This is a genomic window from Streptomyces sp. NPDC001709 (assembly GCF_053596375.1).
This window is the reverse complement of record NZ_JBSFGB010000043.1, coordinates 11047-29558: the sequence shown is the minus strand read 5'-3', so window position 1 is coordinate 29558 and position 18512 is coordinate 11047. Positions and strand designations below refer to the sequence as shown.

Annotated in this window: 8 protein-coding genes; all 8 read right to left on the bottom strand. The window is 72.1% G+C overall.

The features are described from left to right. Positions 1-7: 7 nt before the first annotated feature. From ACWC0C_RS39870 to ACWC0C_RS39835, 8 genes are read right to left on the bottom strand one after another with little or no spacing between them, the layout of a single operon-like run. The gene (locus tag ACWC0C_RS39870; RefSeq protein ID WP_450869423.1) at positions 8-1090 is read right to left on the bottom strand and encodes a Gfo/Idh/MocA family protein; all 1083 of its coding nucleotides are present in this window, start codon (positions 1088-1090) and stop codon (positions 8-10) included. Continuing rightward, a complete protein-coding gene (locus ACWC0C_RS39865) occupies positions 1087-2247 on the bottom strand; it encodes an aminotransferase class I/II-fold pyridoxal phosphate-dependent enzyme (RefSeq protein ID WP_450869421.1) in 1161 nt (386 codons plus the stop codon). Before ACWC0C_RS39865 ends, ACWC0C_RS39870 begins: the two co-directional genes overlap by 4 nt. A gap of 45 nt (positions 2248-2292) precedes the next feature. Next, positions 2293-3105: a shikimate dehydrogenase family protein gene (locus ACWC0C_RS39860; RefSeq protein WP_450869419.1), complete on the bottom strand. Its 813-nt coding sequence runs from the start codon at positions 3103-3105 to the stop codon at positions 2293-2295. Further along, complete coding sequence (locus ACWC0C_RS39855) at positions 3102-4430, bottom strand: 3-deoxy-7-phosphoheptulonate synthase (protein ID WP_450869417.1); 1329 nt, start codon at positions 4428-4430, stop codon at positions 3102-3104. Before ACWC0C_RS39855 ends, ACWC0C_RS39860 begins: the two co-directional genes overlap by 4 nt. Further along, complete coding sequence (locus ACWC0C_RS39850) at positions 4427-5485, bottom strand: 3-dehydroquinate synthase family protein (protein ID WP_450869416.1); 1059 nt, start codon at positions 5483-5485, stop codon at positions 4427-4429. Before ACWC0C_RS39850 ends, ACWC0C_RS39855 begins: the two co-directional genes overlap by 4 nt. A gap of 7 nt (positions 5486-5492) precedes the next feature. Continuing rightward, positions 5493-6836 carry an NAD(P)/FAD-dependent oxidoreductase gene (locus tag ACWC0C_RS39845; RefSeq protein ID WP_450869414.1) on the bottom strand — a complete coding sequence of 448 codons (1344 nt, stop codon included), beginning with the start codon at positions 6834-6836 and terminating at the stop codon, positions 5493-5495. A 59-nt stretch (positions 6837-6895) separates the two neighbouring features. Then, positions 6896-7675 (bottom strand): arylamine N-acetyltransferase, encoded by a 780-nt coding sequence (locus ACWC0C_RS39840; RefSeq protein ID WP_450869412.1) that lies wholly within the window; start codon positions 7673-7675, stop codon positions 6896-6898. A gap of 52 nt (positions 7676-7727) precedes the next feature. After that, entirely contained in the window at positions 7728-18485 is a 10758-nt protein-coding gene (locus tag ACWC0C_RS39835; RefSeq protein ID WP_450869411.1) for a type I polyketide synthase, read from the bottom strand. Positions 18486-18512 lie beyond the last annotated feature (27 nt).

Genomic DNA, 18512 nt, shown 5'->3' with positions numbered 1-18512 from the left:
TCACCTCCTAGTGATGGGCGAGCACGGCGGTGTGCTCGTGTGCGCGACGAGCCGACGCGTAGAAGTCCTCGATGAGGCGGACCGTCGTGCGGGCCTCGCTCACGGCCCTGTCGCGTCGGCCCGGGTCGGCCAGGGCGGCGGCGAGAGAGTCCAGTTGGCGCCGGTACTCGGTGCCGATGGGCTCGTCCGGTACCGGCAGGGATGTCGTGGTGCCTTCGCGGGTCAGCGTCAGCCGGGAGTACGGGTCGCGGTTGGGGCTGAAGCCGAAGGTGCAGCTCAGTTCGGCGGTCGCGGCACTGCCCGTCACCTTGATCCGGGTCACGTCACGGGCCTCGTGCGAGGCCCAGCCGGCGCTCAGGCCGACCGAGACGCCGTCGTCGCGTACGAAGAAGCCCCGCGCGGTGTCCTCGACGTCACCGGCGCCGCCGGCGGCCGGCTCGTCCTGCCGCCAGGCCGCGCTCCAGGCGCCGGTGGCGACGAAGTCGTTCGAGGTCACGCCGACGACCTGGGTGAAGCGGGCCGGGCCGAGCAGGGCGGCGAGCGTGTCGAGGAGATGCCAGCCGAGGTCGAACAGAACGCCGCCGCCGGCCTTGCTGCGCTGCGTGAACCAGCCGCCGGCCTGCGGAATGCCGCGCGCCCGCACCCAGGACAGGTCGACATGACGGATGCGGCCGAGCTCCGGCAGGACACGCGCCAGGGCGGCCACGTCGGCGCGGTGCGGTGCGGCGCTGCCGGCGAGCAGTGTGGCGCCGCCGGCTCGTTCGGCGGCGGCCAGCGTGCCGGCCTCGTCGGAGGTCAGGCACACCGGCTTCTCCAGGAAGACGGGAATGCCCCTGCCGAGCAGGCTCGCGGCGACCTCGGCGTGCAGGTGGTTGGGTACGGCGACGACGGCGAGGTCGACCGTGCGGGCGGTGAGCGCGTCCACCGACCGGTGCACGGGTATGTCCGGTGTCGCGTCGAGTGCGACTCGCGCGGTCGGCGCGGGGTCGACGACGCAGACCACGTCGAAGTCCGGGTGCTCGGTCAGCCGGGGCAGCCACAGCTCCCGACCCGCCCAGCCGAGCCCGACGACGGCTGTCTTGACGCTCATATGCCGGCCACGGTGTCCGCGATGATCTCGGCGGTGCGGTGCATGTCCTGCTCGCCGGCGAGCAGCACGCGGTGGTGCAGCCAGACGCAGTCACGGCTGATGGCGTCGGTGTTCGGGCAGCGCTCGGCGATCTGGTCCGGTGTCTCGTCGGGCGCGCCGAACTCCCAGAAGGCGTCGGTGCGGTAGATCGCGCGGAAGGCCGCGAACGCCGGTATGCCGGCCGCGACGAGCCGGTCGACCAGGATGTTGCGCTCGTCCTCGCCGATGCCGGGAACGCGGAACATGGCCATGTAGTGCGACGGGAAGTCGGTGCGCTCGTCGGCGCGCTGCGGGACGACGCCGTCGATGGCGTCGAGCAGCGGCGAGAGCGTGGCCCAGCGCTGCTGACGGGTCGTGATCTGCTGTTCCAGGCGGCCGAGCTGGGCCCGCAGGACCGCTGCGGAGAACTCGTTGAGCCGCAGGTTGGTGCCGGCGATCTGGTGCAGGTAGCGGCGGTCGGTGCGGGGCCGTCCGCAGCTGTGGCGCAGGAACGCCGTCTCGTAGGTCTCCGCGTCCGGGAACAGGACGGCGCCGCCTTCGCCCGCGGTCATCAGCTTGCCGTTCTGGAAGCTGAACGCAGCGACCGTGCCGAGCTCGCCGACGCGCTTTCCGCGCCAGCGGGCGGCGTGGGCGTGTGCGGCGTCCTGGAGCAGCGGGACGCCTGTGTCGGCGGAGAGCTTGGCCAGTGCGTCCATGTCGGCGAGGAAGCCCGCCATGTGCACGGGCATGATGGCGCGGGTGCGCGGCGTCACGGCCGCCGCGGCCGCCGCCACGTCGATGTTGTAGGTGTGCGGCTCGACGTCCACCGGGACCGCGACCGCGCCGAGCCGCTGCGCGGCCTGCGACGAGGAGATGAAGGTGAAGGCCGGCACGATGACTTCGCTGCCCGGGCCGACTCCCATGCACTGCAGGGCGAGTTCGAGCGCGTGGGTTCCGTTGGTGACGGCGAGCGCGTGCGGAGCACCGTGGAGTTCGGCGAACTCCCGCTCGAAGGTGTCGACTTCGGTTCCGCCCATCCGCCACCACTGGCCCTGCTCGAGCGCCCGGATGAGGCCTTCACGCTCCTGTTCGTCGTACTGCGGCCACTCGGGGAATTCCGGCGCCTGTCGCACGTTCATGATTCTCCCAGGAATTGGATGTGATCCAGGATTGTTCGGCGGTGTTCACCGAAGGTCGAAGAAGTCCCGATAGGAATTCAGTTGCCCTTCGAGCATGTGAATGCCGTGATGGATGCGGTGTCCTCGTGCGGCGGCCTCGCGCAGGAGCCGTGTCTCGCGGGGCTTCATGATGATGTCGGCGACGACGCAGCCCGGCGGCAGCGCGGCCGGCGGGAACGGCAGCGGATCGTCGGCGCGCAGCCCGAGCGGTGTGGCGTTCACCGCGATGTCGGTGTCGCTCAGGTGCGGTCCGCTCAGCGTGTGCACCCGGCCCGGCCAGTGCCCGTCGAGCCGGGCCGCCAGTTCGGTGAGCTTCACGGTGTCCGTGTCGTACAGGCAGAGCCGGTCGACGCCTGCCGCGAGGAGCGCCGCGGCGATGGCGCTGCCCGCACCGCCCGCGCCGACGAGCGCCGCCCTCCTGCCTTCCGGTGTGTGTCCGGCCTTGACGAGGCCCGCCACGAAGCCCGAGCCGTCGAAGTTCTCCGCGAGCCAGCTGCCGTCGGGCTCGCGGCGCAGTACGTTCGCGCTGCCGACGATGTCCACGGTCGTCGCGCACCGGTCGGCGAGGCGGCGGACGGCCACCTTGTGCGGCACGGTGACGAACATGCCGTCGAGGTTCTCCATCCGCTGCAGGCCGCGCACGACGGTCTCCAGGTGCTGCGGGCGGGCGTGCACCGGGACGACCACGGCGTCGCGGCCGAGCTCGGCGAGGACCGGGTTCATCAGCGTGGGCGCCTGGACCTGGGCGACGGGGTCACCGAGGACGGCGTACAGACGTGTGGTGCCTCGGATGGGTGTGCCGGGAGGTCGTTCGCTCATCGCAGCCTGTCCTTCGGGTCGCTGAGGCCGGCGGCCACCAACTCGCCGACGAAATGGGCGAGTTCCTGGGCCTGGTCGGCGTTGAGGCGTGGGTCGCAGGCCGTGCGGTAGCGGGTGGGCAGGTCGGCCTCCGCCGGTCCGGCGGTGCCGCCGACGCATTCCGTGACGTGCTCGCCGGTGACCTCGAGATGGATACCGCCGGGATGGGTGCGCAGCGCTCGGTGCACTTCGAAGAATCCGGCGATCTCGTCGGCTATCGCGGCCCAGTTCCGGGTCTTGTGTCCGCTCGCCGAGGTGTAGGTGTTGCCGTGCATCGGATCGCACTGCCAGATCACCTGGTGGCCCGAGGCGGTGACCTGCTCCACGATCGGCGGCAGCACGTCGCGGACCCGGGTGCGGCCCATGCGGCTGATCAGCGTGAGCCGTCCGGGTTCGGCGTGCGGGTCGAGCCGGCGTACGTAGGCGAGGGCCTGTTCCGGAGTGGTGCCGGGGCCGATCTTGAGGCCGATCGGGTTGGCCAGCAGCCGCGCGAACGCGATGTGCGCGCCGTCGAGTTGGCGCGTGCGCTCGCCGATCCACAGGAAGTGTCCGAGGCCGCTGGACAGGCGCGGTTCGGGCCCGCTGGTGTCCACGCGCAGCGAGGACTGCTCGTAGTCGAGCACCAGCGCCTCATGGCTGACGTAGATGGCGCCGCCCGCCGCTCTCGTACGACGGACCAGCGCCATCGTGTCCGCGGCGGCGGCGTGGACGCGCAGCATGCGGCCGGGATCGGGCGTCCGGGCGGCACGCGTGGGCTCGGCGGAGTTGACCATGTCGCCGCGGTACGCGGGCAGCCCCTGGTCGTCCACGGCGCGGGAGCGCGGCTTGGCGTACTGGCCGGCCATCCGGGCAACGGTGACGACGGGCACGGCGGTGCGGCTGGTGAGGATGTCGGCCATCCGGGCCAGCGTGCGCAGATTGGCGCGCTGGTGGGCTCCGGTGTTCTCGGCGAAGGACTCGGCGCAGTCGCCGCCCTGCAGGAGGAACGCCTCGCCGCGGGCGACCGCGGCGAGTTCACCGCGCAGTCGTGCCGTCTCCTGCGGCGTCACGATCGGCGCGGCCCGCCGCAGCAACGCCACAACCTCCCGAGCCCTTCCCGGCTCCGGCCACCCGGGCTGCTGCGCGGCGGGCCGCGCCAACGCGTCGATCAACCTCCCACCGAGCAACCGCCGGACCGCCCGATCGGCACCACCGGCTCTGCCGGCACTGGCCTGCATACCGGTACCGGCCCAGTCGTCCGTGTCGGCCCACTCGTCCGTGCCGGTCGGCCACTGGAGCTGTTTCATGAGAGCGTCGTGTGGGTCGGGGTGGGGGCGACGAGGTCGGACAGTGGGGTGCGGGGCATCCCGGTGAGGGTGCGGGTGACCGTCTCGGGTGGGATGTCGGTGACCAGCTCGGCGCCTTTGGGTCCGTCGAGGACGAAGGTGAGGCCGTGGATGGCCTTCTTGTCGTGGCGCATCAGCCCTATGAGGGTCTCGGCGGTGGTCTCGGCGGGAAGTGCGGTGGGCAGGCCGTAGGAGTGGACGACGTCCTCGTGCTCGGCGACGCGTGCCTGGTCGATGCGGCCGAGGGCGCCGGCGAGGCGGCCCGCGAAGACCGTGCCGATGGCCACCGCCTCGCCGTGGCGCAGAGCGAAGCCGGTCGCCTTCTCCAGCGCGTGGCCCAGCGTGTGGCCGTAGTTGAGGATGTGCCGCGGCCCGGAATCCCGCTCGTCGGCTTCGACGATGCGGGCCTTGAGGGCCACGCTGGCGGTGATCTGGTCGGCCAGCGGCAGCGTGCGCAGGTTCGGCGCGCCGATGAAGTGGCAGCGGGCGAGTTCGCCGTAGCCGTTGAGCATCTCGCGCCGCGGCAGGGTGGACAGGTAGTCCGTGTCGCACAGGACCGCGCTCGGCTGCCAGTACGCGCCGGCCAGGTTCTTGCCGGCCGGCAGGTTCACCGCCGTCTTCCCGCCGACGCTCGCGTCCACCTGGGCCAGCAGCGACGTGGGCAGATGCACCACGGCGACGCCGCGGTGGTAGAGAGCGGCGGCGAGGCCGACCACGTCGGTGGTCGTTCCGCCGCCGCAGGAGACGACGACGTCGGACCGGGTGAGTCCGAAGCGCACGAACTCGCCCAACAGCGTCTCCACCGTGGTGAGTGTCTTGTCCTGCTCTCCGTCGCGTGCCGGAATCAGCAGCGTCTCCACACCGGTGTCCGGCACCCATGCCTCCGGGCGGGCCGACACGACGACGGCCCGCGCGGCGCCGAGCCGCCCGACGACCTCGGCAAGGGACGTACGTACGCCGGGGCCGATGAGCACGTCGTACGCATGATCTCTCAGTCGCAGCGGAACGGATGCCATGACGTCTCTACCGGCCCACCGTCACCCGGCGGACACGTGACTCGGACCGCTCCTTGCGGTCGGCCTCGTCCAGGTGCGGATAGGAAGGGCAGCCGTAGACGCGCTGGAACGGCTCGAAGGTGTCCCACTCCTTGCGGCGCCGCATCTCCTGGGCCACCGAGTTGTGCTCGCTCCAGAAGTCGCCGCCGATGAGCCGGACGAGGTACTTCTCCAGCGTGTCCCGGTCGGTGGAGCGCGCGGCGTCGGCGGCCATGGCGACCAGCTCGCCGTCGTAGTAGGCGTGGATGAGCCGGATGTAGGTGTCGTAGCCGGTCTTGAAGTAGTTGGCGTACCGGTCGAGCAGGCGCTCCTCGGCCGACGGGTCGGCCAGCGCCTCGCCGAGGGTCTCGGCCGCGCGGACGGCGGTGGCCGTGGCCACGAGGACGCCGCCGGAGAACATGGGGTCGCCGAAGCAGCCGGCGTCGCCGACCATGAGCCAGCCGGGACCGGTGACGGTGTCCGTGTGGTAGCAGTAGTCGGTCTCGATCTTGAAGTCCATGGCGGGCTGCGTGCCGGTCAGGCGCGAGACGATGCGCGGCACCCGGGCCACGTGCTCCTCGAACACCTTCTCCGGAGTCGACGCGCGCAGCACATCGCGCGGCATGACCGTGCCCACGCTGATGGTGTCCTTGGTCAGCGGAATGGCCCACACCCAGCCGTCGTCGTGCGCACCGACCTGGATGTCGCCCTCGACACCGAGGTTGTGGCGCTCGTCGAGCCCGGAGTAGTGCCGGAACACCGCGACCATGCGGAGCTTCTCCAGCGTCTTGCGCAGCCCGAAGCGGTGCGCGATCTTGCCCTGGCGGCCACTGGCGTCGATCACGTAGGTGGAGCGCACCTCGTGCGACTCGCCATCGGCCTGGTAGCGGACGCCGACCATGCGGTCACCGTCCATCAGCAGGTCGTTCACGTTCGCGCCGAAGACGACCTTCGCACCGGCGGCCGCGGCCTGCTCGGCGAGCATCCGGTCGAACCGGCGCCGCTCGACCTGGAACGCGTTGTCGTGCCGGCCCTCGCCCTGCTTGGTGAAGTCCGCGCGGAAGACACCTTCGAAGAACTTCTTCTCGGTCGGGTCGATGAACTCGCCGCCGAACTTGCGCACATAGCCCTGGGCCTCCACCACCTCCCGCAGACCGATCCGCTCGAACAGGCCCATCATGTACGGCAGCAGGGACTCACCGATGTGGAATCGTGGGTCGGTCTCCTTCTCCAGGAGCACCACGGAGTGCCCCTGCTTGGCGAGCACGAAGGCGCTGACCGCACCGGCCGGCCCCGCGCCGATCACGACCACATCGGCTGTTTCCTTCGCCATCGTCTTCCCTTCCTGGTGCCCATTCGTTTGACCGGCGCGCTGGGTGATCGGAGCGCGATTCACTTGAATTCGTCCGAGAGCAGGTGGGAGACCAGCTGCTCGTGCTCGTCGTCGCCCGTGATGGTGCGTATCTCCTCGCGACCGTCACGGACCGTCAGATGCCGTCGTCCTTTCAGGACGACCTGACCGTTCTCGAAAGTCCGGCCGCAGAGGATCTTCCGGCCGTCCTGCGGTCCGGTTTCCGCGGCGATTTCCCGGACGAGGAAGTCCTCCATGTCCTTCCAGTCGCTCCATGCCCGGGGATGCGTCGTGAAGGTGTAGACGACGCTCCACCGGGTGATCCTGCCGCGGCGCTGTAGAGCGATCCTCGACCCGCGGTCGACCAGGCGGTACTGGCATCCGTACTGGCTCTGTACCCCATCGCCGACCAGCAGCGGCTCGATGTAGGAGGGTCCGGGATAGCCGACGTCGACGAGCCACTCGTCGCCGTCGAGAGCGACGAGGTTGAACATGTGCTCCACGTCGATCCCGGATGCCTCCCACCCCTCGGCGGTGCTGGCCGCCAGCACGGTGACGTCGTAGCCCAGCTCCGTCAGCAGCCTGGCGAACAGCCGGTTCAGCTGGAAGCACGTGCCGCCGCGTCCCTGGACGACACTCGTTTCGAATGTGGCGTCCTCGTCGAGGTCGACAAGGCGCACGCCGTCGCCGAAATCCTGGGTGGCGCCGTTGTACGGAATCGCCATCAGGTGTTTCTTGTGCAGCTTCCGCAACGTCGCGATGTCCACACCGGTTTCTCCGGCGCAGCCGATCCGCTCGAGATATCTGTCGACGTCGAACACTTTCACCACCTTCTTTCGCTTCTTTCGCTGCTTCCGCGGGGGGATCGCTGCTTCACACGGAGACCGCTACGGGCTGTGCCGCCTGTGCGCCGCACATCAGCTCGTGCAGATGGGCGGCGAGCATTCCCGCCGTCGGATAGTCGAAGACGAGGTTGGGCGGGAGCTTCCTCTCGGTGATGTCACGGAGCCGGTTGCGCAGTTCGATGGAGGTGAGCGAGTCGAAGCCGACCTCGAACAGTCCCTGGTCCGCGTCGATCCGGTACGTCGCGCTGTGGCCCAGCACCGCGGCCACCTGGGCCCGCACCAGGTCGAGCAGCACCGTCGCCTGCTCGGCGCCCGACAGCCCGGCCAGCCGCTCGGCCAGCGCCTGGCCCGTCTCACCGGAACTCGCCGCGTGGGCCTGCTGCCGGCCGGCGCGGACCAGCCCGCGCAACATGTGCGGCACTCCCCCACCGCCCGTGGCCCTGCCACGCAACGACCGCAGGTCCAGCTTGGCCGGCACCAGCTGGGCCTGCTCCGACCCCACGGCGGCGTCGAACAGCTCCATACCCTCCGCCGGCGTGATCGCCTGCAGACCACCGCGCCGGTTCATCCGCGCCTTGGTCAGGTCGTCGGTGCCGGCCGCCATGCCGGTGCTCTGCTCCCACAGGCCCCAGGCCAGCGACAGTCCAGGCAGACCGGCCGCCCGGCGCGTGGCCATCAGACCGTCCAGGAAGGCATTGGCCGCCGCGTAACTGCCACTGCCCGCACCCATGAACACCGCCGACACGGAGGAATAGACGACAAACGCGTCCAGCTCCAGACCACGCGTCAGCTCGTCCAGATGACGTACGGCATCCACCTTCGGCGCGAACACCCGCGCCAGCCGCTCCGGAGTCAGCATCCCGATGACACCGTCGTCGGTCACGCCGGCCGTGTGCACGACAGCGCGCAGCGGCCGCGTGTCCGGCACCGCGGTGAGAAGCGACTTGACCTGGTCGTGGTCCGACATGTCGCAGGCCACGACGGAGACCTCCGCACCGAGCTCGCTCAGCTCGGCGACCAGCTCCCGCGCGCCCTCGGCGTCCGGGCCACGGCGGCTGGCCAGTACGAGGTTGCGTACGCCGTGCCGCGCGACCAGGTGCCGGGCCACGAGACCGCCCAACGACCCGGCACCCGAGACCAGGACGGTTCCTTCCGGCCCGAACACCGCTGGCACATCGGGAACTTGAGCGGTGACGCGGGCCAGCCGAGGCACGAAGAGAGCGTCGCCGCGGACCGCGATCTCCGGCTCACCGCCGGCCTGCGTTACGGCCAGGATGCGGGCCGCGGCGTCACCGGAAGCGGAAGCGGAAGCCGGAGTCGGTGCCGCCGGAGCCTCTGGATCCACCGGGTCGATGTCGAGCAGAACGATCCGGTCCGGGTTCTCGGCCTGCGCGGCACGTACCAGGCCCCACACCGCCGCACCCGCCGGATCGGCCACCGTGTCCACGCCGCCGGCGGGCACCGCGCCACGGGTCACCACGGCGAGCCGCGACTCCTCCAGGCCGGGACCGTCCAGCCAGCACTGCACGGCCTCCAGGACCCGTGTGGTCAGCGTCAGCACGGCGTCGTCGCCCTCACCGCCTACGGCCTCCAGGACCGCCAGGTCCGGGCATGCGGCGCCGGACTCCACGTCGTCGGCCAGCGTCGCCACCTCTTCCGCGGTGGCCACCGGCGCCCACGACAGCTCCGACTCCGTACCGCGCGGCGACTGCAGCTCGGTCCACTCCACCCGGAACAGCGCATCGGCACGCGGCGTGCCCGCAGCCGTCTCCAACTGCTCGGCGGAGACGACCCGGGACACCAGCGAGTCCATCGTCACGACCAGCGCGCCGGTCTCGTCCGCCGCCGCCAGAGACAGCGCGTCGCGCTCCGGCCGCGCGAGACGCACCCGCAGCACCGAGGCGCCCGCGGCGTGCAGCACCAGTCCGTTCCAGGCGAACGGCAACCTCAACTCCGTGCCGCCCGGCCCTGCTTCGGCACCGTCGCCGACTGCCTGTGCGGTCGCGATGCGCAGCAGCGGCGAGTGCAGAGCGGCGTCGAGCAGCGCCGGGTGGATGCCGAACACGGCGGCTTGGTCGCGGTGTTCCGCAGGCAGAGCGACCTCGGCGAAGATCTCGTCGCCGCGCCGCCACAGTGCGCGCACGCCTTGGAACGCCGGTCCGTAGCCGTATCCCACCTCGGTGAGCAGGCCGTAGCCGCCGCTGATGTCCACCGGCTCCGCACCGGCCGGCGGCCACGCGGCGAAGTCGAACCCGCCCGCGCCGCCGCCTGGTTGCACCGTGCCGGCCAGCATCCCGCTGGCGTGCCGCGTCCACGCGTCGGCACCGCTCGGCCCGTCGGCGTCCTCGCGCCGCGAGTAGATCTCCACGGTCCGCGAGCCGCTCTCGCCCGGCGCGCCGACGGCGACCTGGACCCGTACGCCGCCCTGCTCGGGCACCACGAGCGGCGCCTCGATCACGAGCTCCTCCAGGACGCTGCAGCCTGCCTCGTCACCGGCCCGTACGGCCAGCTCGACCAGACCCGTGCCCGGCACGAGCACCACGCCGCCGACCCGGTGATCGGCCAGCCACGGATGCGACTTCAGCGACAGGCGCGAGGTGGCCACGAGCCCGTCGGACTGCGGCAGCTCCACCACGGCACCGAGCAGCGGATGATCGGTCCCGGCCAGGCCGAGAGACGTCGCGTCGGTCGCGGTCTCGGTGGACTGGAGCCAGTAGCGCTGGTGGTCGAAGGCGTACGTCGGCAGGTCGACGTGTGCCGATGCGGCGCCGACCGGCAGGATGTCGGCCCAGTCCACCGGTACTCCGCGCACGAACAGCTCGGCCATGGAGGCCAGCAGGCGGCGCAGACCGCCTTCCTCGCGCCGCAGCGAACCGGTCACCACCGCGTCCGTGTCGCTCTCGTCGAGGGCTTCGGTGACCGGCTGGACCAGCACCGGATGCGCGCTGACCTCGACGAAGACACCGTGGCCCTGCCGGATCAGCTCGGCCACGGCAGGGCCGAAGCCGACCTGGCCGCGCAGGTTGCGGTACCAGTAGTCGCCGTCCAGGACACCGGCCTGGTCGATCCATGCGCCGGTGACGGTCGAGTAGAACGGCACCAGCGGCGCCTGAGCATCGATGCCGGAGAGAGTGTCGGCCAGCGTCTCGCGGATGTCCTCCACGTGGCGGGTGTGCGAGGCGTAGTCCACGGCCACACGCCGCACGCGGATGCCGTCGTTCGCGAGAGCTGCGAGCGCCTCGTCCAGGGCCTGCGCGTCACCGGCGATCACCACGGACGCCGGACCGTTGACCGCCGCGACCTCGACACGATCCGACCAACGCCCAAGCCGCGCGACGGCTTCGTCCTCACTCAGCGCGACCGAAGCCATGCCGCCACGCCCGGCGAGCTGCTCGGCGATGGCCTGGCTGCGCAGCGCTACGACCTTGGCCGCGTCCTCCAGTGACAGCGCGCCGGACACACACGCAGCCGCGATCTCACCCTGCGAGTGCCCCAGCACCGCATCCGGACGCACCCCGACCGACGACCAGACGGCAGCCAGGCCCACCATCACGGCAAAGCTGGCCGGCTGCACCACATCGACCCGCTCCAGCAGCTCCGGCTCCTCACCGCGCAGGACGTCCACGAGCGACCAGTCGATCCAGGGCTCAAGCGCGGCCGCACACTCGGTGATCCGCTCCGCAAAGACCGGCGACTCGGCCAGCAACTCCCGGCCCATACCGACCCATTGCGAGCCCTGACCCGGAAACACCCACACGACCCTGCCCGGCCCACCCGAGACACCGACCTTGCCGGTGATCAGACCAGCCGGATTCTCGCCGCGTGCCAGTGCGCGCAGTCCGGCCAGTGCCTCCTCGTCCGAGCCGGCCACGACCACCGCACGCTCACTCAACAGCGCCCGGTTGGCGACCAGCGCTCCAGCGACACCCGCCAGCGGCACCCGACCGGCGTCCTCGGCACTCTCGATGAACGCCGCGAGCCGACCCGCCTGCCCCGCCAGCGAACCGGCGCTCCGCGCCGACACCACCAGCGGCACCACGCCCGTCGACACGAGCGCCGGTTGCTGTGCCGCCTCTTCGGGCGCCTCCTCCAGGATCAGGTGCGCGTTCGTCCCGCTGATGCCGAACGACGAGACACCGGCGCGGCGTGGATGGCCCTTGCGCGGCCAGTCCCTGGCTTCCGTCAGGAGTTCCACCGCGCCCGTGGACCAGTCCACCTGGGACGTGGGCGCGTCCACGTGCAGGGTCGGAGGCAGTACCCCGTTCCTCAGGGCCTGCACCATCTTGATGACACTGGCCACACCGGCGGCCGCCTGCGTGTGTCCGATGTTCGACTTCAACGAGCCGAGCCACAGCGGCTGTTGCGGATCCCGGTCCCGGCCGTACGTCGCGAGCAGCGCCTGCGCCTCGATCGGATCGCCCAGCGCCGTACCGGTGCCGTGTCCTTCCACGACGTCCACGTCGGCCGGAGCGAGACCGGCGTTGGCCAGCGCCTTGCGGATGACCCGCTGCTGCGACGGCCCGTTCGGCGCGGTCAGACCATTCGACGCGCCGTCCTGGTTCACGGCGCTGCCGCGCAGCACCGCCAGCACCTTGTGCCCGCGTTCGCGCGCCACCGACAGCCGCTCCAGCACGACCAGGCCCACGCCCTCGGCCCAGCCGGTGCCGTCCGCGCCGTCGGCGTACGCCTTGCAGCGGCCGTCGCCGGCGAGGCCGCGCTGGCGTGAGAACTCGACGAAGCTGACGGGTGTCGCCATCACGGTCACGCCGCCGGCGAGCGCCATCGAGCATTCGTCCTGCCGCAGCGCCTGCGCCGCCAGGTGCATCGCCACCAGCGACGACGAGCACGCCGTGTCCACCGTGACGGCCGGACCTTCGAAGCCGAAGACGTACGACACCCGGCCTGAGGCCACGCTTCCCGCGGTGCCGGTGCTCGCGAAGCCCTCCAGCTCCGGTGCGACCACCCCGGCCCCGTACCCCTGGTTGGACACTCCGGAGAACACACCGACGTCCGTGCCCTTCAAGGACGTCGGGTCGACTCCGGCGCTTTCCAGGGCCTCCCAGGACGTCTCCAGGAGCAGTCGCTGCTGCGGGTCCATCGCCAGGGCCTCGCGCGGCGAGATTCCGAAGAAGCCCGCGTCGAAGAGGCCGGCGCCGTGGACGAAACCGCCTTGGCCGGCGTACGTGGTGCCGACGCTGTCCGGATCGGCGTCGAACAGGTTGTCCAGGTCCCAGCCGCGGTCCTCCGGGAAGCCGGACATGCCGTCGTGGGCCTCGTGCACCAGGCGCCACAAGGACTCCGGGCCGGTGACTCCGCCGGGAAGCCGACAGGCCATGCCGACGATGGCGATCGGCTCGTCGGGGTCGTCCGTGCCCGTGGCAGCCTTCGGCGGCGCGGCGGTCGCCGACGTGTCGCCGAACTCCTCGCGCAGATAGCCGGCGAGGGCCTGCGGGGTCGGATAGTCGAAGATCAGCGTGGCGGGCAGTTTCAGGCCGGTCGCCTCGCGCAGCCGGTTGCGCAGTTCCACCGAGGTGAGCGAGTCGAAGCCGGCCTCGTTGAACGCGGTGTCGGCTCGGACGCTGTCGGCCGCGCTGTGGCCGAGTACGACGGCGGCCTGCGTGCGCACCAGGTCGAGGAGCAGCGCCTGGCGTTCCGCCGTGTCGAGTCCGGCGAGCCGGCTCGGCAGGTCGCCGTCCCGCGCGGCAGCCGCGCGTGCCTGCTGCCGTCCCATCGCTACGAGGCCGCGCAGCAAGTGCGGCACGGCGCCGCCGGCCGCCGCTCCGGAGCGCGCGCCGCGCAGGTCCATCTTGATCGGTACGAGCAGCGCCTGGCCGGAGGCGAGGGCCATGTCGAACAGTTCCATGCCTTCGGTCGCCGTGATGGCGAGGACTCCGCCGCGACCGGCTCGCGCCTGGTCCGCTTCGCCCAGGTGAGCGGTCATTCCGGCGTCCTGCTCCCACAGGCCCCAGGCCAGCGAGAGGCCCGGCAGGCCCGCCGCGCGGCGGTCCGCCATCAGCCCGTCCAGGAAGGCGTTGGCCGCCGCGTAGTTGCCCTGGCCCGCCGATCCGAACACGCCGGAGGCGGACGAGAACACGGCGAACGCGTCGAGGTCCAGGCCGCGCGTGAGCTCGTCGAGGTGGCGTACGGCGTCCACCTTCGGTGCGAACACCTTGGCCAGGCGCTCACGGCTCAGGGCGCCGATCACGCCGTCGTCGAGGACGCCGGCCGTGTGCACGACTCCGCGCAGCGGGTGCGCGTCCGGTATCGAAGCCAGCAGGGCCTCGGCCTGGTCGCGGTCGGACACGTCACAGGCCACGACGGACACGGCCGCGCCCAGCTCGCCGAGCTCGGCGACCAGTTCCGGCGCGCCGTCGGCGTCCGGGCCGCGACGGCTGGCGAGGACCAGGTGGCGTACGCCGTATCCGGTGACCAGATGCCGGGCCACCAGCGCGCCCAGCGATCCCGTGCCGCCCGTGACCAGGACCGTACCGTCCGGCGCGAACACCTCGGAGATGTCCGGTGCTTGACCGGTGGCGGCGCGAGCGAGCCGTGGCGCGGACAGTGCGGTGCCGCGCACGGCGATCTGCGGCTCGCCGCCGGCCCGTACCAGACCGAGTACCGGCACCACGCCGTCGTCGGCGGCCGGGTCGGCGTCGATCAGCAGGATTCGGTCCGGGTTCTCGGCCTGCGCGGCGCGCACCAGGCCCCAGACGGCCGCTCCGGCCGGATCGGAGACCGTGCCTTCGGCGCCGGCGGGCACCGCGCCACGGGTCGCCACCACCAGCTGCGACTCCTCCAGGCCGTCCGTGGTCAGCCACGCCTGCACCACGCTCAACACGCGTGCGGTCAGCGCCAGTACGGCGTCCTCGGTGTCCTCGGTGTCATCGCCGACGGCCTGGAGGACGGCCATCGCCGGCACCTCGCCGGTACCGGCGAGCGCCGTCACGTCCTCGGCCGAGGCCACCTGTGTCCACGACGGCACGGCCAGGGCGTCCTGGGCCGGCGGCAGCTCGGTCCACTCCACCTGGAACAGCGAGTCGGCGGCCGTCGCGTCCGTGGCCGCTTCGAGCTGCTCGGCGGAGACCGGCCGGGACACCAGCGAGTCCAGCGTCACGACGAGGCCGCCGGTCTCGTCGGCCGCCTCGAGCGAGACGGCACCGGGTCCGGCGGAGGTCAGGCGGATGCGCAGTGCGGGAGCGCCGGCGGCGTGCAGCGACAGGCCGTTCCACGCGAACGGCAGCACCGGCCGGCCGGCGTCCCCCGCCGCCGCGTCCGCCTCGGCGCCGAACATTCCGGCGTGCAGAGCGGCGTCCAGGAGCGCCGGATGGATGCCGAACGTGTCGGCGTGCTCGCGCTGTTGCTCGGGCAGAGCGGCCTCGGCGAACACCTCGTCGCCGCGCCGCCACACCGCGCGCAGGCCCTGGAACGCCGGGCCGTAGCCGTAGCCTCGTTCGGTCAGGCCGGCGTAGAAGTCGCCGATCTCGATGCGCCGGGCGCCGGGCGGCGGCCAGGCGGCGAAGTCGAAGGCCGTGCCGCGGCCCGCAGATGAGGCCGAGAGTGTGCCGGTGGCGTGGCGTGTCCACGCGTCCGTGTCGCCGGGCGCGTCCTCGCGCAGGGAGTAGATCTCCAGCGGACGCACGCCGGTCCCGTCCGGTGCGGCCACGGCGACCAGGACACGTACCCCGCCGTGCCGCGGCACCACCAGTGGCGCCTCGATCACCAGCTCGTCCAGCACACCGCAGCCGGCCTCGTCACCGGCGCGTACGGCCAGCTCGACCAGGCCGGTGCCCGGCACGAGGACCGCGCCGCCGACGGTGTGGTCGGCCAGCCACGGATGCGACTTCAGCGACAGGCGGGAGGTGAGCACCAGTCCGTCGGACTGCGGCAGTTGCACCACGGCGCCGAGCAGCGGATGGCCGGCCGCGGCCTGGCCGAGCGAGGCGGCGTCCGTTGCCGCGTCGGCTGTCTGCAGCCAGTAGTGCTTGTGGTCGAAGGCGTACGTCGGCAGGTCCACGCGGGCCTTCGTGGCGCCGCTCTCGGGGAGCACGGCGCTGAAGTCCACGGGCACGCCGCGTACGAACAGTTCGGCCAGCGAGGCCAGCAGGGTCTGCTCCTCGGGACGGCCGTCGCGCAGGGCCGCCACGCAGGTCGCCTCGGCGCCCGCGGCGCCGGCCGTCTCCGCGACGAGGCCGGTCAGGGCCGCGCCCGGGCCCAGTTCCACGAACAGCGTGGCGCCGTACTCGACGGCGGCCGCGATCCCGTCGGCGAACCGCACCGGCCGGCGCACATGGCTGGTCCAGTAGGCGGGGTCGGCGAGCTCGTCGGACGCGGCGAGGCGTCCGGTGACGTTGGAGATCACCTGGATCTGCGGCGACTGCCAGTCGATCTGGGCGAGTTCGGTGGCGAAGTCGGCCAGCATCGGCTCCATCCGCCGCGAGTGGAAGGCGTGCGAGACCACGAGCCGCTTCGTCTTGTGCCCTTGCGCGCGCAGCTGCTCGGCCGCCGCGAGGACCGCGTCCTCGTCGCCGGAGAGCACCACCGAGGACGGGCCGTTGACCGCCGCGACCTCCACGCCGTCGCCGAGCAGGCCGGCGACCTCCGCCTCGCTCGCGGCCACCGCGACCATCGCGCCGCCCGGCGGCAGGGCCTGCATCAGCCGGCCCCGGGCCGCGACGAGACGCGCCGCGTCCGGCAGCGACAGCACGCCGGCAGCGTGCGCGGCGGCGATCTCGCCGATCGAGTGGCCGATGACGGCGTCCGGCCGTACGCCCCAGGACTCCACGAGCCGGAACAGAGCGCTCTCGAACGCGAACAGGCCGGCCTGGGTGAACACCGTCTGGTTCAGCAGCTCGGTGCTGCCCGGCACCTCGCCCAGCAGCACGTCCCGCACCGGATGGTCGACCCGGCCGGCGAGGCACGCGTCCAGGTGCTCGCAGGCCTCGTCCAGGGCCCGCGCGAACACCGGATGGCGGTCGTACAGCTCACGGCCGGTGCCCGCGCGCTGCGAGCCCTGGCCCGGAAACACCCAGACGACCTTGCCCGGCCCGCCCGCGCCGGCCGCCCTGCCGGTGACGACACCGGCCGCGTGCTCGCCGCGTGCCACCGCGCCGAGTCCGGCCAGGACGTCCTGGTTCGGACCGGCCAGGACGACCGCGCGCTCGGGCAGCAGCGCCCGCTGCGAGAGCAGCGCCCGGGCCACGCGCGGCAGCGACGGCGCGTCCACGGACGGCGCGTCCGCGGACTGCAGGTGCACGGGCCGCAGGTGCGCGGCGAGTCGCTCGGCCTGGCCGGCCAGTGAGCCCTCGCTGCGCGCGGACACCACCAGCGGCACCACACGCGCGGATGCCGGCTCGCCGCATACGGGCTCCGACGGCTCCCCGGTGGCCGGTTCCGGCTCCGGCTCCGTGTCTTCGGCGGCCTCCTCCAGGATCAGGTGCACGTTCGTTCCGCTGATGCCGAACGAGGAGACACCGGCGCGGCGCGGACGGCCCTCGCGCGGCCAGTCCCTGGCTTCCGTCAGGAGCTCCACCGCGCCCGCCGACCAGTCGACCTCGCTCGTCGGCACCTGTGCGTGCAGCGTCGGAGGCAGTACGCCGTACCGCAGTGCCTGCACCATCTTGATGACACTGGACACACCGGCGGCGGCCTGCGTGTGTCCGATGTTGGACTTCAACGAGCCGAGCCACAGCGGCCGTTGCGGATCCCGGCCCTGTCCGTACGTGGCCAGCAGCGCCTGCGCCTCGATCGGATCGCCCAGCGCCGTACCCGTGCCGTGGGCCTCCACGACGTCCACGTCCGCCGAGACCAGTCCGGCGCCGGCCAGGGCCTTGCGGATGACGCGCTGCTGCGAAGGACCGTTCGGCGCGGTGAGTCCGTTGGACGCGCCGTCCTGGTTGACGGCGCTGCCGCGGATGACCGCGAGGACCCGGTGGCCGCGCTCGCGCGCCTCGGAGAGCCGCTCCAGGACCACCACGCCGGCGCCTTCGGACAGGCCCATGCCGTCCGCGCCGTCCGCGAACGCCTTGCACCGGCCGTCGGCGGCCATGCCCTGCTGCCGCGAGAACACCACGAAGGTACCTGGCGTCGACATCACCATCGCGCCGCCGGCCAGCGCCAGCGAGCACTCGCCCTGCCGCAGCGCCTGCGCGGCCAGGTGAATGGCGACGAGCGACGACGAACAGGCCGTGTCCACGGACACGGCCGGACCCTCGAAGCCGAACACGTACGACACCCGGCCCGACGCCACGCTGGACGCCACGCCGGTGCCGGTGAAGCTCTCCAGCTCCGGCGCGACCCCGCTGCCTCCGGATCCGTACCCCTGGCTCGACACGCCCGCGAACACACCGACATCGGTGCCCTTCAGCGAGACCGGATCGATGCCCGCGTGCTCCAGCGCCTCCCAGGACGTCTCCAGCAGCAGCCGCTGCTGCGGGTCCATCGCCAGCGCCTCACGCGGCGAGATCCCGAAGAACCCCGCGTCGAACATCCCGGCTCCCTGCAGGAAGCCGCCCTGATCGGTGTAGGAGGTGCCCGGGTTGTCGGGATCCGGGTCGAACAGGCCGTCCAGCTCCCAGCCGCGGTCGTCGGGGAATCCCGCCACGGCGTCGCGGCCCTCGCGCACCAGCCGCCACAGGTCCTCCGGGCCCGTCACACCGCCCGGCAGCCGGCATGCCATGCCCACGACGGCGATCGGCTCGCCCGCGTGCGACGCGCCCTGCTTCCGGAGATTGTGCAATTCGGCGGTGACGCGCTTGAGCGTCTTGAGGAGTTGTTCGTCCGTGGCCATTCGTCAGTCCTCACGAGAATGTTGATG

Coding starts and splice junctions, on each gene's coding strand:
- ACWC0C_RS39870 (WP_450869423.1), bottom strand. CDS start 1,090: ATGAGCGTCAAGACAGCCGTCGTCGGGCTCGGCTGGGCGGGTCGGGAG.
- ACWC0C_RS39865 (WP_450869421.1), bottom strand. CDS start 2,247: ATGAACGTGCGACAGGCGCCGGAATTCCCCGAGTGGCCGCAGTACGAC.
- ACWC0C_RS39860 (WP_450869419.1), bottom strand. CDS start 3,105: ATGAGCGAACGACCTCCCGGCACACCCATCCGAGGCACCACACGTCTG.
- ACWC0C_RS39855 (WP_450869417.1), bottom strand. CDS start 4,430: ATGAAACAGCTCCAGTGGCCGACCGGCACGGACGAGTGGGCCGACACG.
- ACWC0C_RS39850 (WP_450869416.1), bottom strand. CDS start 5,485: ATGGCATCCGTTCCGCTGCGACTGAGAGATCATGCGTACGACGTGCTC.
- ACWC0C_RS39845 (WP_450869414.1), bottom strand. CDS start 6,836: ATGGCGAAGGAAACAGCCGATGTGGTCGTGATCGGCGCGGGGCCGGCC.
- ACWC0C_RS39835 (WP_450869411.1), bottom strand. CDS start 18,485: ATGGCCACGGACGAACAACTCCTCAAGACGCTCAAGCGCGTCACCGCC.